The organism is Pseudomonas sp. KnCO4, assembly GCF_045344305.1.
In the GTDB taxonomy this organism is placed as follows: Bacteria; Pseudomonadota; Gammaproteobacteria; order Pseudomonadales; family Pseudomonadaceae; genus Aquipseudomonas; species Aquipseudomonas anuradhapurensis.
Genome location: NZ_CP174199.1, coordinates 4,386,895 through 4,399,955 on the forward strand (window position 1 = coordinate 4,386,895; position 13,061 = coordinate 4,399,955).

The window sequence follows — 13,061 nt, forward strand, 5'->3', positions numbered from 1 at the left end:
GCCTGCACGGTCCCGCTTTTTTCTTGCCCCGGCAAGCGTGACGCTTGAAGCTTGAAACCCCTTCTTTCCCGCCCCATCTAAGCACCATAGTCATTTACGCAGGTGCCCCATGAGCGACCAGCAGGATTTCCCGGAACATCCCGACGAACACAGCGAAGTCGAACACACCACTCACCAGGCCGAAACCGGCCACGCCCTCGCCCTGCCCGGCCAGCAGCTGCCGGACAAGGTCTACGTGATTCCGATCCACAATCGCCCGTTCTTCCCGGCCCAGGTATTGCCGGTCATCGTCAATGAAGAGCCCTGGGCCGAAACCCTCGACCTGGTGGCCAAGTCGCCAGACCATTGCCTGGCCCTGTTCTTCATGGACACCCCGCCAGAAGACCACCGCCATTTCGACACCTCGGCCCTGCCGGAGTACGGCACGCTGGTGAAGGTGCACCATGCCAGCCGCGAGAACGGCAAACTGCAGTTCGTCGCCCAGGGCTTGAGCCGGGTACGCATCCGCACCTGGCTCAAGCACCACCGCCCGCCCTACCTGGTCGAGGTCGAATACCCGCGCCAACCCGCCGAGCCGACCGACGAGGTCAAGGCCTACGGCATGGCGCTGATCAACGCGATCAAGGAGCTGCTGCCGCTCAACCCGCTGTACAGCGAAGAGCTGAAGAACTACCTCAACCGCTTCAGCCCCAACGATCCGTCGCCGCTTACCGACTTCGCCGCCGCGCTCACCTCCGCCACCGGCAGCCAGCTGCAGGAAGTGCTCGACTGCGTGCCCATGCTCAAACGCATGGAAAAGGTCCTGCCGATGCTGCGCAAGGAAGTCGAGGTCGCGCGCCTGCAGAACGAGATCTCGGCCGAGGTCAACCGGCAGATCGGCGAACACCAGCGCGAGTTCTTCCTCAAGGAGCAACTCAAGGTCATCCAGCAGGAGCTGGGCCTGACCAAGGACGACCGTAGCGCCGACCTCGAACAGTTCGAACAGCGCCTGGAGGGCAAGACCTTGCCGGACCAGGCTCGCCGGCGCATCGATGAAGAAATGGGCAAGTTGGCCATCCTCGAAACCGGCTCGCCCGAATACGCCGTCACCCGCAACTATCTGGACTGGGCCACCGCCTTGCCCTGGGGCGTATACGGCAAGGACAAGCTCGACCTCAAGCACGCGCGCAAGGTCCTTGACCAGCACCACGCCGGCCTCGACGACATCAAGGAGCGCATCCTCGAATTTCTTGCCGTGGGGGCCTGGAAAGGTGAGATCAGCGGCTCGATCGTGCTGCTGGTGGGCCCGCCCGGGGTGGGCAAGACCAGTATCGGCAAGTCCATCGCCGAATCGCTCGGCCGGCCGTTCTACCGTTTCAGCGTGGGCGGCATGCGCGACGAAGCCGAGATCAAGGGCCACCGCCGCACCTATATCGGTGCACAACCTGGCAAGCTGGTACAGGCGCTGAAAGACGTCGAAGTGATGAACCCGGTGATCATGCTCGATGAAATCGACAAGATGGGCCAGAGCTACCAGGGCGACCCGGCGTCGGCACTGCTGGAAACCCTCGACCCGGAGCAGAACGTCGACTTCCTCGACCACTATCTCGACCTGCGCCTGGACCTGTCCAAGGTGCTGTTCGTGTGCACCGCCAACACCCTCGACTCGATTCCGGGGCCGTTGCTCGACCGCATGGAGGTGATTCGCCTGTCCGGCTATATCACCGAGGAGAAGCTGGCGATAGCCAAGCGCCACCTGTGGCCCAAGCAACTGGACAAGGCTGGTGTGGCCAAGACCAGCCTCGCCATCAGCGACAGCGCCCTGCGCGCGGTCATCGAAGGCTATGCCCGCGAGGCCGGTGTACGCCAGCTGGAGAAGCAACTGGGCAAGCTAGTGCGCAAGGCAGTGGTCAAGCTGCTGGAAAACCCCGAGGCCAAGCTGAAGATCGGTACCAAGGACCTGGAAGGTGCGCTCGGCATGCCAGTGTTCCGTAGCGAGCAGGTGCTGGCTGGCAAAGGCGTGATCACCGGGTTGGCCTGGACCAGCATGGGGGGGGCCACGCTGCCGATCGAAGCCACCCGTATTCACACGCTCAACCGCGGTTTCAAGCTGACCGGCAAACTGGGTGACGTGATGAAGGAGTCCGCCGAAATCGCTTATAGCTACGTCAGTTCCAACCTCAAGCAGTTTGGCGGTGACCCGGGCTTCTTCAACGAAGCGTTCATCCACCTGCACGTGCCTGAAGGGGCTACCCCCAAGGATGGCCCGAGTGCCGGCATCACCATGGCCAGTGCCTTGCTGTCGCTGGCCCGTGACCAGGCACCGAAGAAAGGCGTGGCCATGACCGGCGAGCTGACGCTGACCGGGCAAGTGCTTCCAATTGGCGGGGTGCGCGAGAAGGTGATTGCGGCGCGGCGGCAGAAGATCTTCGAGCTGATCCTGCCGGAGCCTAACCGGGGTGACTTCGAAGAGCTGCCGGACTACTTGCGTGAAGGCCTCACGGTGCATTTCGCCAAGCGCTTCGCCGACGTGGCAAAAGTGCTGTTCTGAACTGCCCCGGCCTCTTTGCGGGTCTTACCGCGAAGAGGCCGCTGCCAGCAACACAAATCTCCTCGATCATCGGTTATCCTCAGTCCATCACCAGCCTCCGGAGCCAACATGATCGCCCCCCGTCTGCTCGTTCCCCTGAGCTTCGCCGTGCTTTCTGCCTGTGCCCAGCAGACCACCCAGCCCGTCGCACTGGACGCCGAAAGCGAATGCCCGACGCACCTGCAGGTGGGCCAGACCCTGACCCTGACCCTGCCCAGCAATCCCTCCACCGGCTATCGCTGGCGGGTCGAAAACCCCGCTGCCAACGTGCTGCGCAGCCTCGGCCCGGAGGTGTACAGCGCCCCTGAAGAAGAGGATGTGGTCGGCAGCGCCGGCGTCTCCACCTGGCGCTACCAGGCCAACAGCGCCGGGGAGGCCCAACTGGTATTGGTCTACCAGCAGCCGTGGGCTGCAGATGTCGCCCCGATACAGAACTTCGATTGCAAGGTCATTGTCCGCTGAAGAATCAACTGCGATCGTAGGCCATGTGCACCGTTTTCAAATACGCGTAGAGCTCTTGTAGCGCGACCGTCGCGACCGTCAGGTCCATGCTCTCGCTGAGCCTGGAAGTCTGAGCATGGCATTCCTGCTCGACTTTGCGCAGTTCCGCCAGCCACTCATTGCGTAGCGGGCATATAGCGCACAAAGCGGTCATGGCCTCCAGTTCCATTTGGGTAGCTTGGTGCAGGTGCTGCGCCTGCAGTTGATCACTGAGCGCGACTTCGATTTTCGTATCGAGCCTGACACGCGCTGCACTGAGGTCGCTGAAGGTTTTTACCCCCTGCAACGCGTCGGCGTGCTTGCCAAGTTTCTGCGTCACCAGCTTCACCAGCCCGGTGTCGATCTTGGGGTCCGAAATCAAACCGAGGATCTGGTCGATTTCCTCTTCGCTTGGTATCTGGCCTTTCAGCACAGAGGCAAGGGCGGGTTTATCGAACACCTCGATTGCCTGCACGATGTCTGCCTTCTGTTGCCGGAGCGCCGCCAGCCGCTGGCTGAATATCACCGCCTGTTGCTGTTTGCTGGCGGCTCGGCGTTGCAGCTCTGGGAGTGCCTCCTCGAACGACGACAACGGGAACAGCTCCAGTCGCTGGTTCTGCCTGGTCAATTCCGTATAAAGCTGGGACAAGCGACTCAGTACGCCGGAAAGTTTGTAATGGGTATTGGCGCCTTGCTGGCTCGCGAGGAAGTCACGGTCCTCCAATAATACGATCGCGCCAATCAGGACTTCCTTGAAAGAGCGTTCGACGGTCAGCATCAATGTACGAAGCTGGCCAAGTTGTTCACGCGCACCTGCGAGCACTTTCATATCCCAGGTTTCTATCAGCTGGAATATCTCATCCTGCAAATTCTGCATTTTTATAAAATCTGGGGTGAGCGCATCAGCATTGACAACATCCATATCAGGCTTCTCCATACTCTTCAATCAGTTCATCGAACAGCTCCGACAGCCTATGGCAGATATTGCCTATCTTGGCCCATGGCTTGATAACTTCGGCAAAATCATGAACAAACGTATCAAGCTGATGGATCGAGCTCAGCTCTTTGGCTTCGTTCACCGAACTGCTGGCATAGGACGCCAGGAACAACCAGACGTCTGCCAGACGCCTGGTCGCGGAAGACAGGTCCTTGCATCTGAATTGCAGGTCCCTGACCAGGGTCGAGACACGCTCGTAGTCTTCCAGCGCAGGAACCATCTTGCCGATAAGGCATGCCAGCTCGTCGCGCTTTTCGATCAGTTGATTCTTTTCGGCGCGGATTGTTTCCGCCTTGCTGCCAAACACGCCACCGGTGATGACCAGTCCGATCGGGCCTAGCACCAAGCCGGTGAATGCATAGCCTACATACGCGTCGTATTCGCCTTGCAGTTGGTCGATCTGTTCATCCCACAGGTCGATCTGCTTGCGTTTTTCCAGCACGACATCATCGGAAATCTTATCCGAGAAGTGTTTCAACAGCCGCCCCATGCGCGGCTTGAGTTCGCGCTTGATTTCAGCGTTGAACCAGTGGGCACGCCTGTCGACATCTTCAATTCGGCGTTGGGTAGCTTCGATTTCCCTGACCAGGCCGCTGATACCGGGCGTCAGGATAGTGGCGATCTGTGCTTGCTCGTCGCGGCTGAGTTCAAGCGCATAGGGATCGTCGCCCTGCTCGTCCTTGCGATCGCGCAATGCCAAAAACACTTCACTGCGTTCAAGACTCTCCAGCAAGGCATGGCCACGCTCCACCAGGCTCTCGGCAAACAGCTCGATTTCAGGCCCTAGTTGCTTGATGCTGCGTTCCAGCTTGTCCCACTCGTCCACATGCCTGTGCAACGCCTCGTAAAGGGCATGCACCAGTGAGGCATCCAGGCCCAGCGTCTCGTAATCCGCTTCCTCCCTGACCTGATCCACGGTGCGCGGCAACAGGTTCACGGTATTGGCGTATCGTTTTATGACCTTCAGGTTTTCCGCTGTCAGCAGGCTGCCGACTTGCTGGCCGGCACCCGCTCTGCTTTCAAGAAACTGGAAATAGCGCTCCGGCAACTTTTTTACTTTGGCAACCAGGTCCATTTCATCTATGGAAGGTTGTTCCATCCGAGTTTCGATATTCATCAGATCCTCATTACGCTCGTTTAAAACTTGCAATTTGAAGTTACCCTGCCAGTGTCGGAGCTTATTGAAGCGAACTCATTAGCCGAGATAATCTGATGCTGTGGGAAAGTTCACTGACGTCGGCAGAGCGGCGCCGCCGATGAAGCGCTGCCATAGCAAGAATTGCCGCCATTGGCTAAAATGCGCCTCCGTTTCACCCTGTATCGAGCCCGCCGTGAGCAAACAACCCGACCGCCTTTTCGCCCAGCGCCTGGAGCAAGTGCCTGACTTCGTCTTCAACGAGGACGTGGTGCGGGTGTTCCCGGACATGATCAAGCGCTCGGTACCGGGCTACCCGACCATTGTCGAGAACCTCGGCGTGCTAGCCGCGCGCTTCGCCCAGCCGCACACCGCGCTGTACGACCTGGGTGCGTCGCTGGGTGCGGTCACCCAGTCATTACGGCGCCATGTGCGCAGCGACGGCTGCCGGGTGATTGCCGTGGACAATTCCGCGGCCATGGTCGAACGCTGCCGCCAGTACCTCACCGCCCAGGACTCGATGTTCCAGGAGCTGCTGCCGGTGCAAGTGCTGGAGGCCGATATCCTGGCCCTGCCGTTCGAACCCGCCTCGGTGGTGGCGATGAACTTCACCCTGCAGTTCATCGCCCCCGACCAGCGCCTGGCGTTGCTGGGCCGCATCCGCCAGGCGCTGCTGCCTGGCGGCGCGCTGATCCTTTCGGAGAAGCTGCGCTTCGCCGATGAGCAAGAGCAGCACCTGCTCAATGAACTGCACCTGGACTTCAAGCGCGCCAACGGCTACAGCGAACTGGAAATCGCCCAGAAACGCAGCGCCATTGAGAACGTGATGCGCCCCGATACCCTCGAAGCCCATCAACAACGGCTGCGCGCCGCCGGCTTCTCGAAAGTGGTGCCCTGGTTCCAATGCCTTAACTTCGCCTCGTTGATAGCCCTGCCATGATCGATCTGTCCCCCCTCGTCCGCCGCCTGGCGGGCACGCCCCTGGCTTCCTGGTCGCAAGGCCTGCAAGCACAACTGGAAGCCAAGCTGGAGAAGGGCCACGGTGACCTCGACCGCTGGCGCGGTGCACTCGATGCCTTGCCCACCTTGCAGCCAAGTGAAATCGACCTGGTCAATGGGCTGCGCCTGGACTGCGAGTGCGACGACGCGACCCGCGCGCAGATGCGCCAGGCGCTGATGGGGCTGTCGCCCTGGCGCAAGGGGCCGTTCGACCTGTTCGGCGTGCATGTGGATACCGAATGGCGTTCCGACTGGAAATGGTCCCGGGTCGGCCCGCACCTGGACCTCAAGGGCAAGCGCGTGCTCGACGTGGGCTGCGGCAATGGCTACTACCAGTGGCGCATGCTCGGTGCCGGCGCCGACATGGTCATTGGCGTCGACCCCAACTGGCTGTTCTTCTGCCAGTTCCAGGCCGTCCAGCAATACCTGCCGGAGTTGCCCGCCTGGCACCTGCCGTTCGCCCTGGAAGACCTGCCGGCCAACCTCGAAGGCTTCGACACAGTGTTCTCGATGGGGGTGTTCTACCACCGTCGCTCGCCCATCGAGCACCTGCTGGCGCTCAAGGATTGCCTGGTCAAGGGCGGAGAACTGGTGCTGGAAACCTTGGTGATCGAGGGCGACGAGAACCAGGTGCTGGTGCCGGAAGACCGCTACGCACAGATGCGCAACGTCTGGTTCCTGCCGTCGGTACCGGCCCTGGAGCGTTGGTTGCGCCGGGCCGGCTTCAACGATGTACGCTGCGTCGATGTCAGCGTGACCAGTGTCGAGGAACAGCGCAGCACCGAGTGGATGCGCTATCAGTCCCTCAGCGACTTCCTCGACCCGAGCGACCACGGCAAGACCATCGAAGGGCTGCCAGCCCCTCGCCGCGCCACCCTGCTGGCGCGTAAATAAAAAAGGCGCCGGGTTGGCGCCTGAATACCCTGCGGCGGGGAGCTGTCACGTCGCGGGTGCCGTTGCTTCAGTCCTTGGCCAGCTCGCGGGCCTGCTGCTCTTTGCGCTCGCGCTCGACAACAGCCTGCTGCTTGTCATGCAAGCGCTGCTGGTCCTCGCGAAACGCTTGCCAGAACTGCATGGAGCGTTCCGCACCGCCTTCGGCGTAGACAGTCGCACTGCCCATGGCAAGGATGGCCAACAGTAGGTACTTGGTCAGGTTCATCGTGGTTGCCTCGTGATAACCGATCAGACAGGGCCATCGTAGCGAGGGGGAGCTAACGGCAAGGTGAGGCTGAGATTACAGTCTTGCAATGTGGCTTGCGTTGCCTGCTCCGCGGGCAAGCCAGTTTCCCCCACCCCATCGCGTCAACCTCAAGCCCTGTGCAGCACCTGTAGGCACTGGCTTGTCGGCGAGGAGGCGGAAACAGACAGGCAGATAACACGCGCATTACAAATCCGTTATCTGCGCCGCGTTTCCCTGAGCATGCCGTAACATCCTGCGCCTTGACCCTGATGTCACTACAGGGTCGAGAATCGCCCCCTTTCAACCAATCGAGCCTCCCATGCGCTTACTGATCATCGAGGACGAACTGCGTACTGCCGACTATCTGCAACAGGGCCTGCGCGAAAACGGCTACGTGGTCGACTGCGCCCACACCGGCACTGACGGCCTGCACCTGGCCCGCCAGCAGCCTTACGACCTGGTCATCCTCGACGTCAACCTGCCCGAACTCGATGGCTGGACCGTATTGCAGCGGCTGCGTGCCGAATCGGCCACACGGATCATGATGCTAACGGCCCACGGTCGCCTGGCAGACCGGGTCAAGGGCCTGGACCTCGGCGCTGACGATTACCTGCTCAAACCCTTCGAGTTCCCGGAACTGCTGGCGCGCATTCGCAGCCTGCTACGGCGCAACGACCAGCAACTGCAGCCCAGCACCCTGCGCGTCGCCGACCTGGAGCTGGACCCCGGCCGCCACCGCGCCTACCGCGCCGGGCAGCGTATCGACCTGACCGCCAAGGAATTCGCCCTGCTGCACCTGCTGATGCGCCAGAGGCGAGGTGCTTTCGCGCACCCAGATCATCTCACTGGTGTGGGACATGAACTTCGATTGCGACACCAACGTGGTCGAGGTTTCCATTCGCCGCCTGCGAGCGAAGATCGACGACCCGTTCGACAACAAGCTGATCCACACCCTGCGGGGTGTCGGCTACGTACTCGAGGCACGCTTTTGAACAACGCCAGCCTGTCATTGCGCCTGGGCCTGGGCGTGACGCTGATGGGCGCCGCGCTGGTGTTGCTGCTGGCCTGCCTGGCCGTGTTCGCCCTGGATCACGAGCTGGACAGCCGCGCGCGCAAGGACCTGACGCGCAAGATGCTGCAGGTCGAGCACAATTTGCGCGTCGACCTGCGCAACCAAGACCTGGGCACCCGCGCCCATCCGCTGCTCGACCTGGTGATGGGGCATGACAACCTCAGCCTCAGCGTGCTGGCCATCGAGGGCCGCCACCCGCACCTGCTGAGCCTCGGCCCGGCCCTGGAATCGCGCATGGGCGAGCTGCGTACCGGCACGCGCCTGGCCTTCCACACCTGGCGCGACAGCAACGGCAACCAGTTGCTCACCGCGACCCGCCTGATGCGCCTGCGCGACGACACCCCGGTCAAGGTGATGATGACGCTCAACCGGGCCGACGATAACGCCCTGCTGCAAGCCTACCTGCATTCCACCCTGTTCGTGCTGCCGCTGCTGCTGTTGCTGATCGGCGCGGGTGCCTGGTGGCTCATGCAGCGTGGCCTGAAGCCGTTGCGGCAGTTTCGGCGAATTGCCGGGCAAGTGTCGGCCCAGGACCTGCAGCACCGCCTGCCTGCCAGCGGTCTGCCGCTGGAACTGGCAGAACTGGCCGCCGGCATCAACGTGATGCTCGACCGTCTCGACCAGGGCGTGAGCCAGCTGTCGCAGTTTTCCGACGACCTGGCCCATGAACTGCGCACCCCGATAGGCAACCTGATGGGCAAGGCGCAAGTGACCCTGGCGCGGGAACGGGACAACGCCAATTACCGCGAAGTGCTGGAAGACAGCGTTGAAGAACTGACCCGGCTCAACCGCATCATCAACGACATGCTGTTTCTCGCCCAGGTCAGCCAGCCCCAGGCCCAGGTCGCGCTCAAGCCCATGGCCCTGGCCGACGAAACAGCGCGGGTAGTCGAACTGTTCGCCTTCAGCGCCGAGCTGAAAGAGGTTGAACTGCGCGTGCAGGGCTGGGGCACGGCGATGACGGATCGGCTGATGTTCCAACGGGCATTGTCGAACCTGTTGAGCAATGCCATTCGTCACTGCCCCGATGGCACGCCCGTGGCAATCCGCATCGAGCGGCTGGGTAGGGAAGTTCGGCTGGCGGTGGAGAACCAGGGGCCTGGCATTGCCGCAGCACACCTGCCGCACCTGTTCGAGCGGTTTTATCGGGTTGGCTCGGGGCGCTCGCGGCTGGAAGGCGGAACAGGGCTGGGGCTGGCGATCGTGAAGTCGATCATGCAGCTGCATGGCGGGCGGGTCGAGGTCAGCAGCAGCCCCATGGGGCCTACCCGCTTTATCCTGATGTTTCCTGCCGAATGATCGGCTGGCCGTGCTGGCCTCTGCGCCGGCTTGCCGACGAAGAGGCCGTTACGGGCTGCCCGGGGCTCAGCGCGAAGCGGCCACGATCAGCGCCTTCATCTCGGCAACCGCGGCCTTGAACCCAACGAACAGGGCATGCGCCACCAGCGCATGGCCGATGTTGAGTTCATTGATACCCTTGATCGCCGCCACCGCCTCGACATTGTGGTAATGCAGCCCGTGGCCGGCATTGACGATCAGCCCCTGGCCCACGCCAAACGCCACGCCATCGACAATACGCTTGAGCTCTTCGGCCACTTCGGTCGGGGTCTGGGCGTCGGCGTAACGCCCGGTGTGCAGTTCGATGGCTGGCGCCCCCACTCGGCGCGAGGCCTCGATCTGGCGTTCGTCGGCATCGATGAACAGCGACACTTCGGCACCGGTACGCGCCAGGCGCTCCACCGCCGCCTTGATCCGTGCCTCCTGGCCCGCCACGTCCAGGCCACCTTCAGTGGTCAGCTCCTGACGGGTTTCCGGTACCAGGCAGATATGCGCCGGGCGAATCTTCTCGGCAAAGGCCATCATTTCTTCGGTGACGCCCATCTCGAAGTTCATGCGCGTCTGCAACACATCCTTGAGCAGCAGCACGTCACGCTCCTGGATATGCCGGCGGTCTTCACGCAGGTGCACGGTGATGCCATCGGCGCCTGCTTCTTCGGCATCCAGAGCAGCCTTGACCGGATCAGGGTAACGCGTGCCCCGGGCCTGGCGCAGGGTCGCCACGTGGTCGATGTTTACGCCGAGAAGCATGCGGTTGCTGTGAGTCACGAAAGGCTCTCCTGAAGATTGAGCCCCACAGCATACGTCGTGATCAACGCTTGCGAAACAGTTCCCGGCTGACCAGCGGTTTTGTTCCCAGGTGCACCGCCAACGCCTGGCGCATCAGGCGCTTGGCAGCCAGCAAGGCGCCGGGGGCATCCCAGTCGGCTTCGGCCAGGGCCAACAGCTCGATACCGCGGAACAACCCGGGTTGCGCCAGTTCAACCCGCTCCAGGCCGGCATCCACGCGCAAGCGATACAGGCCGGCGGCCGCGATTGGCTGGTCATTGACATCATGCTGCAGCGAAAATGCGTAGCCGAGCTCGTCCAGCAGTCGCCATTCGAAGGCGCGCAGCAGTGGCTCCAGTGGGCGCCCGGCGCCCAGGGCCTGCAGGGTCAGGGTGTAATGCTCGAACAGGGCCGGGAACGGCGCTTCGGCAGGTAGCAGGCGCATCAGCAGCTCGTTGAGGTACAAGCCGCTGAACAAGGCATCGCCGTGCAACCAGGCGGCAATGCCGGCGCTGTCCATTCGCCCGACATTCTTCAGCTCACCACGCCCGCGCAACTCCAGCTCCAGCGGCACGAACGGGCGCACCAGGCTGCCGCCCTTGCCGCGCGCCCGGCGCAATACGGCGCGCATGCGCCCCTGCGGGGTGAAGAAGTCCACCAGCGCGCTGGTTTCCTTGTAGGCACGGCTGTGCAGTACGTAGGCTGGCTGGCCGACAGGTTGTTCCATGAAAGATCACTCGCCGCGGAGCTTGCGCTGGCCCTGGTAGGAGCGGCCTTGTGTCGCGATGGGGCGCGCAGCGGCCCCAAAGATGCCGACTGTTGTATAGATTATGGGGCTGCTATGCAGCCCATCGCGACACAAGGCCGCTCCTACAGGGAACCGCGCGAGGCTTAGAGGTCGCCGTAGCCCAGCGAACGCAGGGCACGCTCGTCATCGGACCAGCCGCCCTTCACCTTGACCCACAGGTTGAGCATTACCTTGGCGTCGAACAGCACTTCCATGTCCTTGCGCGCATCAGAGCCGATGCGCTTGATGCGCTCGCCCTTGTCGCCAATGATGATCTTCTTCTGGCCGTCACGCTCGACCAGGATCAGCGCATGGATGTGCAGCACATGGCCCTGCTGCTTGAATTCCTCGATTTCCACGGTGATCTGGTACGGCAGCTCCGCACCGAGCTGGCGCATGATCTTCTCGCGTACCAGCTCGGCGGCCAGGAAGCGGCTGCTGCGGTCGGTGATCTGGTCTTCCGGGAAGAAGTGCTCGTTCTCCGGCAGGTGCTTGGCGATCAGTGCTTCCAGGGATTCCAGGTTGTGCCCCTGCTGTGCGGAAATCGGCACGATCTCGGCATTCGGCAATTGCGTCTGCAACCACTGCAGGTGCGGTATCAGCTCGGCCTTCTCGTCCATGCGGTCGGTCTTGTTGACCGCCAGGATGACCGGGCCAGTGACGTACTGCACGCGCTCCAGCACCAGCTGGTCTTCGTCGGTCCAGCGGGTGCGGTCGACCACGAAAATCACCACGTCGACGTCCTTCAGGGCCGCCGAAGCGTTACGGTTCATGTAGCGGTTCAGGGCCTTGTCGTTGGCCTTGTGCATGCCGGGCGTGTCGACATAGATGGCCTGCACATCACCCTCGGTCTTGATGCCGAGCATGTTGTGGCGGGTGGTCTGCGGCTTGCGCGAGGTGATCGCCAGCTTCTGCCCCAGGATGTGGTTGAGCAGGGTCGACTTGCCGACGTTGGGGCGGCCGACAATGGCCACATAGCCGCAGCGGGTCGGGTTGCTATCAGTCATTGCCATTCTCCACGCCCAGGGCGATCAGTGCAGATGCGGCGGCGACTTGCTCGGCAATACGCCGGCTGACGCCCTGGCCACGGCTCTTGTTGTTCAGCAGCACCACTTCGCATTCGACGAAGAAGGTGCGGCAGTGCGGTTCGCCCTGGATATCCACCACTTCGTAGCGCGGCAGCTCGCAGCTGCGCGACTGCAGAAACTCCTGCAAGCGGGTTTTCGGGTCCTTGTTGGTATCGACCAGGGTCAGGCCTTCGAACTCGTCGGCCAGCCAGGCCAGTACGCGTTCCCGTGCCGTTTCCATGTCTGCGTCCAGGTAGATGGCGCCAATCAGCGCCTCCAGGGCATCGGCCAGGATCGACTCGCGGCGGAAGCCACCGCTCTTGAGCTCGCCAGAGCCCAGGCGCAGGTGGTCACCCAGGTCGAAACCACGGGCCAGGCGGGCCAGGGTCTCGCCCTTGACCAGGCGTGCGCGCAAGCGCGACAGCTGGCCTTCGCGGGCCTGCGGGAAGCGCTCGAACAGCGCCTCGCCAGCGACGAAGTTGAGAATGGCGTCACCGAGGAACTCCAGGCGCTCGTTGTTGCGCCCGGCGTAGCTGCGATGCGTCAGCGCCAGGAGCATCTGGTCCTGGTTCTTGAAGGTATAACCGAGCTTTCGCTCCAGACGGGCAAGGGGAGCACTCATGCAGCCACCCGTTCGTTGTTCAACGCGTTGTTCAAATCAACATCCTG

At 62.3% G+C, this 13,061-nt stretch carries 12 protein-coding genes and 1 pseudogene; 6 read left to right on the plus strand and 7 right to left on the minus strand.

Annotation, left to right across the window (positions count from 1 at the left end; genetic code table 11):
- The first annotated feature begins 109 nt into the window (after positions 1-109).
- Both lon and ACJA3S_RS20320 read left to right on the plus strand, forming a co-directional pair.
- Complete coding sequence (lon, locus tag ACJA3S_RS20315; RefSeq protein WP_406819782.1) at positions 110-2,530, plus strand: endopeptidase La; 2,421 nt, start codon at positions 110-112, stop codon at positions 2,528-2,530.
- 108 nt (positions 2,531-2,638) lie between these two features.
- The gene (locus ACJA3S_RS20320; RefSeq protein WP_406819783.1) at positions 2,639-3,031 is read left to right on the plus strand and encodes a protease inhibitor I42 family protein; all 393 of its coding nucleotides are present in this window, start codon (positions 2,639-2,641) and stop codon (positions 3,029-3,031) included.
- A 4-nt stretch (positions 3,032-3,035) separates the two neighbouring features.
- Here ACJA3S_RS20320 and ACJA3S_RS20325 read toward each other — a convergent pair whose 3' ends face one another.
- Together ACJA3S_RS20325 and ACJA3S_RS20330 are read right to left on the minus strand one after the other, a co-directional pair.
- Positions 3,036-3,971 carry an alpha-xenorhabdolysin family binary toxin subunit B gene (locus tag ACJA3S_RS20325; RefSeq protein WP_406819784.1) on the minus strand — a complete coding sequence of 312 codons (936 nt, stop codon included), beginning with the start codon at positions 3,969-3,971 and terminating at the stop codon, positions 3,036-3,038.
- Between the two features lies 1 nt (position 3,972).
- Positions 3,973-5,163 (minus strand): alpha-xenorhabdolysin family binary toxin subunit A, encoded by a 1,191-nt coding sequence (locus ACJA3S_RS20330; RefSeq protein ID WP_406819785.1) that lies wholly within the window; start codon positions 5,161-5,163, stop codon positions 3,973-3,975.
- Positions 5,164-5,377: 214 nt separating this feature from the next.
- Between ACJA3S_RS20330 and cmoA the strand changes: the two genes are divergently transcribed.
- Both cmoA and cmoB read left to right on the plus strand, forming a co-directional pair.
- The gene (gene cmoA / locus ACJA3S_RS20335; RefSeq protein ID WP_406819786.1) at positions 5,378-6,121 is read left to right on the plus strand and encodes a carboxy-S-adenosyl-L-methionine synthase CmoA; all 744 of its coding nucleotides are present in this window, start codon (positions 5,378-5,380) and stop codon (positions 6,119-6,121) included.
- Positions 6,118-7,074 (plus strand): tRNA 5-methoxyuridine(34)/uridine 5-oxyacetic acid(34) synthase CmoB, encoded by a 957-nt coding sequence (cmoB, locus tag ACJA3S_RS20340; protein WP_170032030.1) that lies wholly within the window; start codon positions 6,118-6,120, stop codon positions 7,072-7,074. The genes cmoA and cmoB overlap by 4 nt, the downstream gene beginning before the upstream one ends.
- Before the next feature lie 67 nt (positions 7,075-7,141).
- Here the strand turns inward: cmoB and ACJA3S_RS20345 are convergent, their stop codons facing one another.
- Positions 7,142-7,339 carry a hypothetical protein gene (locus tag ACJA3S_RS20345; protein ID WP_406819787.1) on the minus strand — a complete coding sequence of 66 codons (198 nt, stop codon included), beginning with the start codon at positions 7,337-7,339 and terminating at the stop codon, positions 7,142-7,144.
- A gap of 340 nt (positions 7,340-7,679) precedes the next feature.
- Between ACJA3S_RS20345 and ACJA3S_RS20350 the strand changes: the two are divergent.
- Both ACJA3S_RS20350 and ACJA3S_RS20355 read left to right on the plus strand, forming a co-directional pair.
- A pseudogene (locus tag ACJA3S_RS20350) lies at positions 7,680-8,352 on the plus strand (heavy metal response regulator transcription factor).
- The gene (locus tag ACJA3S_RS20355; RefSeq protein WP_406819788.1) at positions 8,349-9,731 is read left to right on the plus strand and encodes a heavy metal sensor histidine kinase; all 1,383 of its coding nucleotides are present in this window, start codon (positions 8,349-8,351) and stop codon (positions 9,729-9,731) included. The pseudogene ACJA3S_RS20350 and the gene ACJA3S_RS20355 overlap by 4 nt, the downstream one beginning before the upstream one ends.
- A 66-nt stretch (positions 9,732-9,797) precedes the next feature.
- Here ACJA3S_RS20355 and pdxJ read toward each other — a convergent pair whose 3' ends face one another.
- The 4 genes from pdxJ to rnc all read right to left on the minus strand — a co-directional run bounded on the left by pdxJ (position 9,798) and on the right by rnc (position 13,014).
- A complete protein-coding gene (gene pdxJ, locus ACJA3S_RS20360) occupies positions 9,798-10,520 on the minus strand; it encodes a pyridoxine 5'-phosphate synthase (protein WP_189665547.1) in 723 nt (240 codons plus the stop codon).
- Between the two features lie 61 nt (positions 10,521-10,581).
- Positions 10,582-11,265, minus strand: a complete 684-nt coding sequence (gene recO, locus ACJA3S_RS20365; RefSeq protein WP_170032044.1) for a DNA repair protein RecO — start codon at positions 11,263-11,265, stop codon at positions 10,582-10,584.
- 164 nt (positions 11,266-11,429) lie between these two features.
- Entirely contained in the window at positions 11,430-12,332 is a 903-nt protein-coding gene (gene era / locus ACJA3S_RS20370) for a GTPase Era (protein ID WP_170032047.1), read from the minus strand.
- On the minus strand, positions 12,325-13,014 hold the full coding sequence (rnc, locus tag ACJA3S_RS20375; RefSeq protein WP_003258487.1) for a ribonuclease III: 690 nt from the start codon (positions 13,012-13,014) through the stop codon (positions 12,325-12,327). The genes era and rnc overlap by 8 nt, the downstream gene beginning before the upstream one ends.
- Between the last annotated feature and the right edge of the window lie 47 nt (positions 13,015-13,061).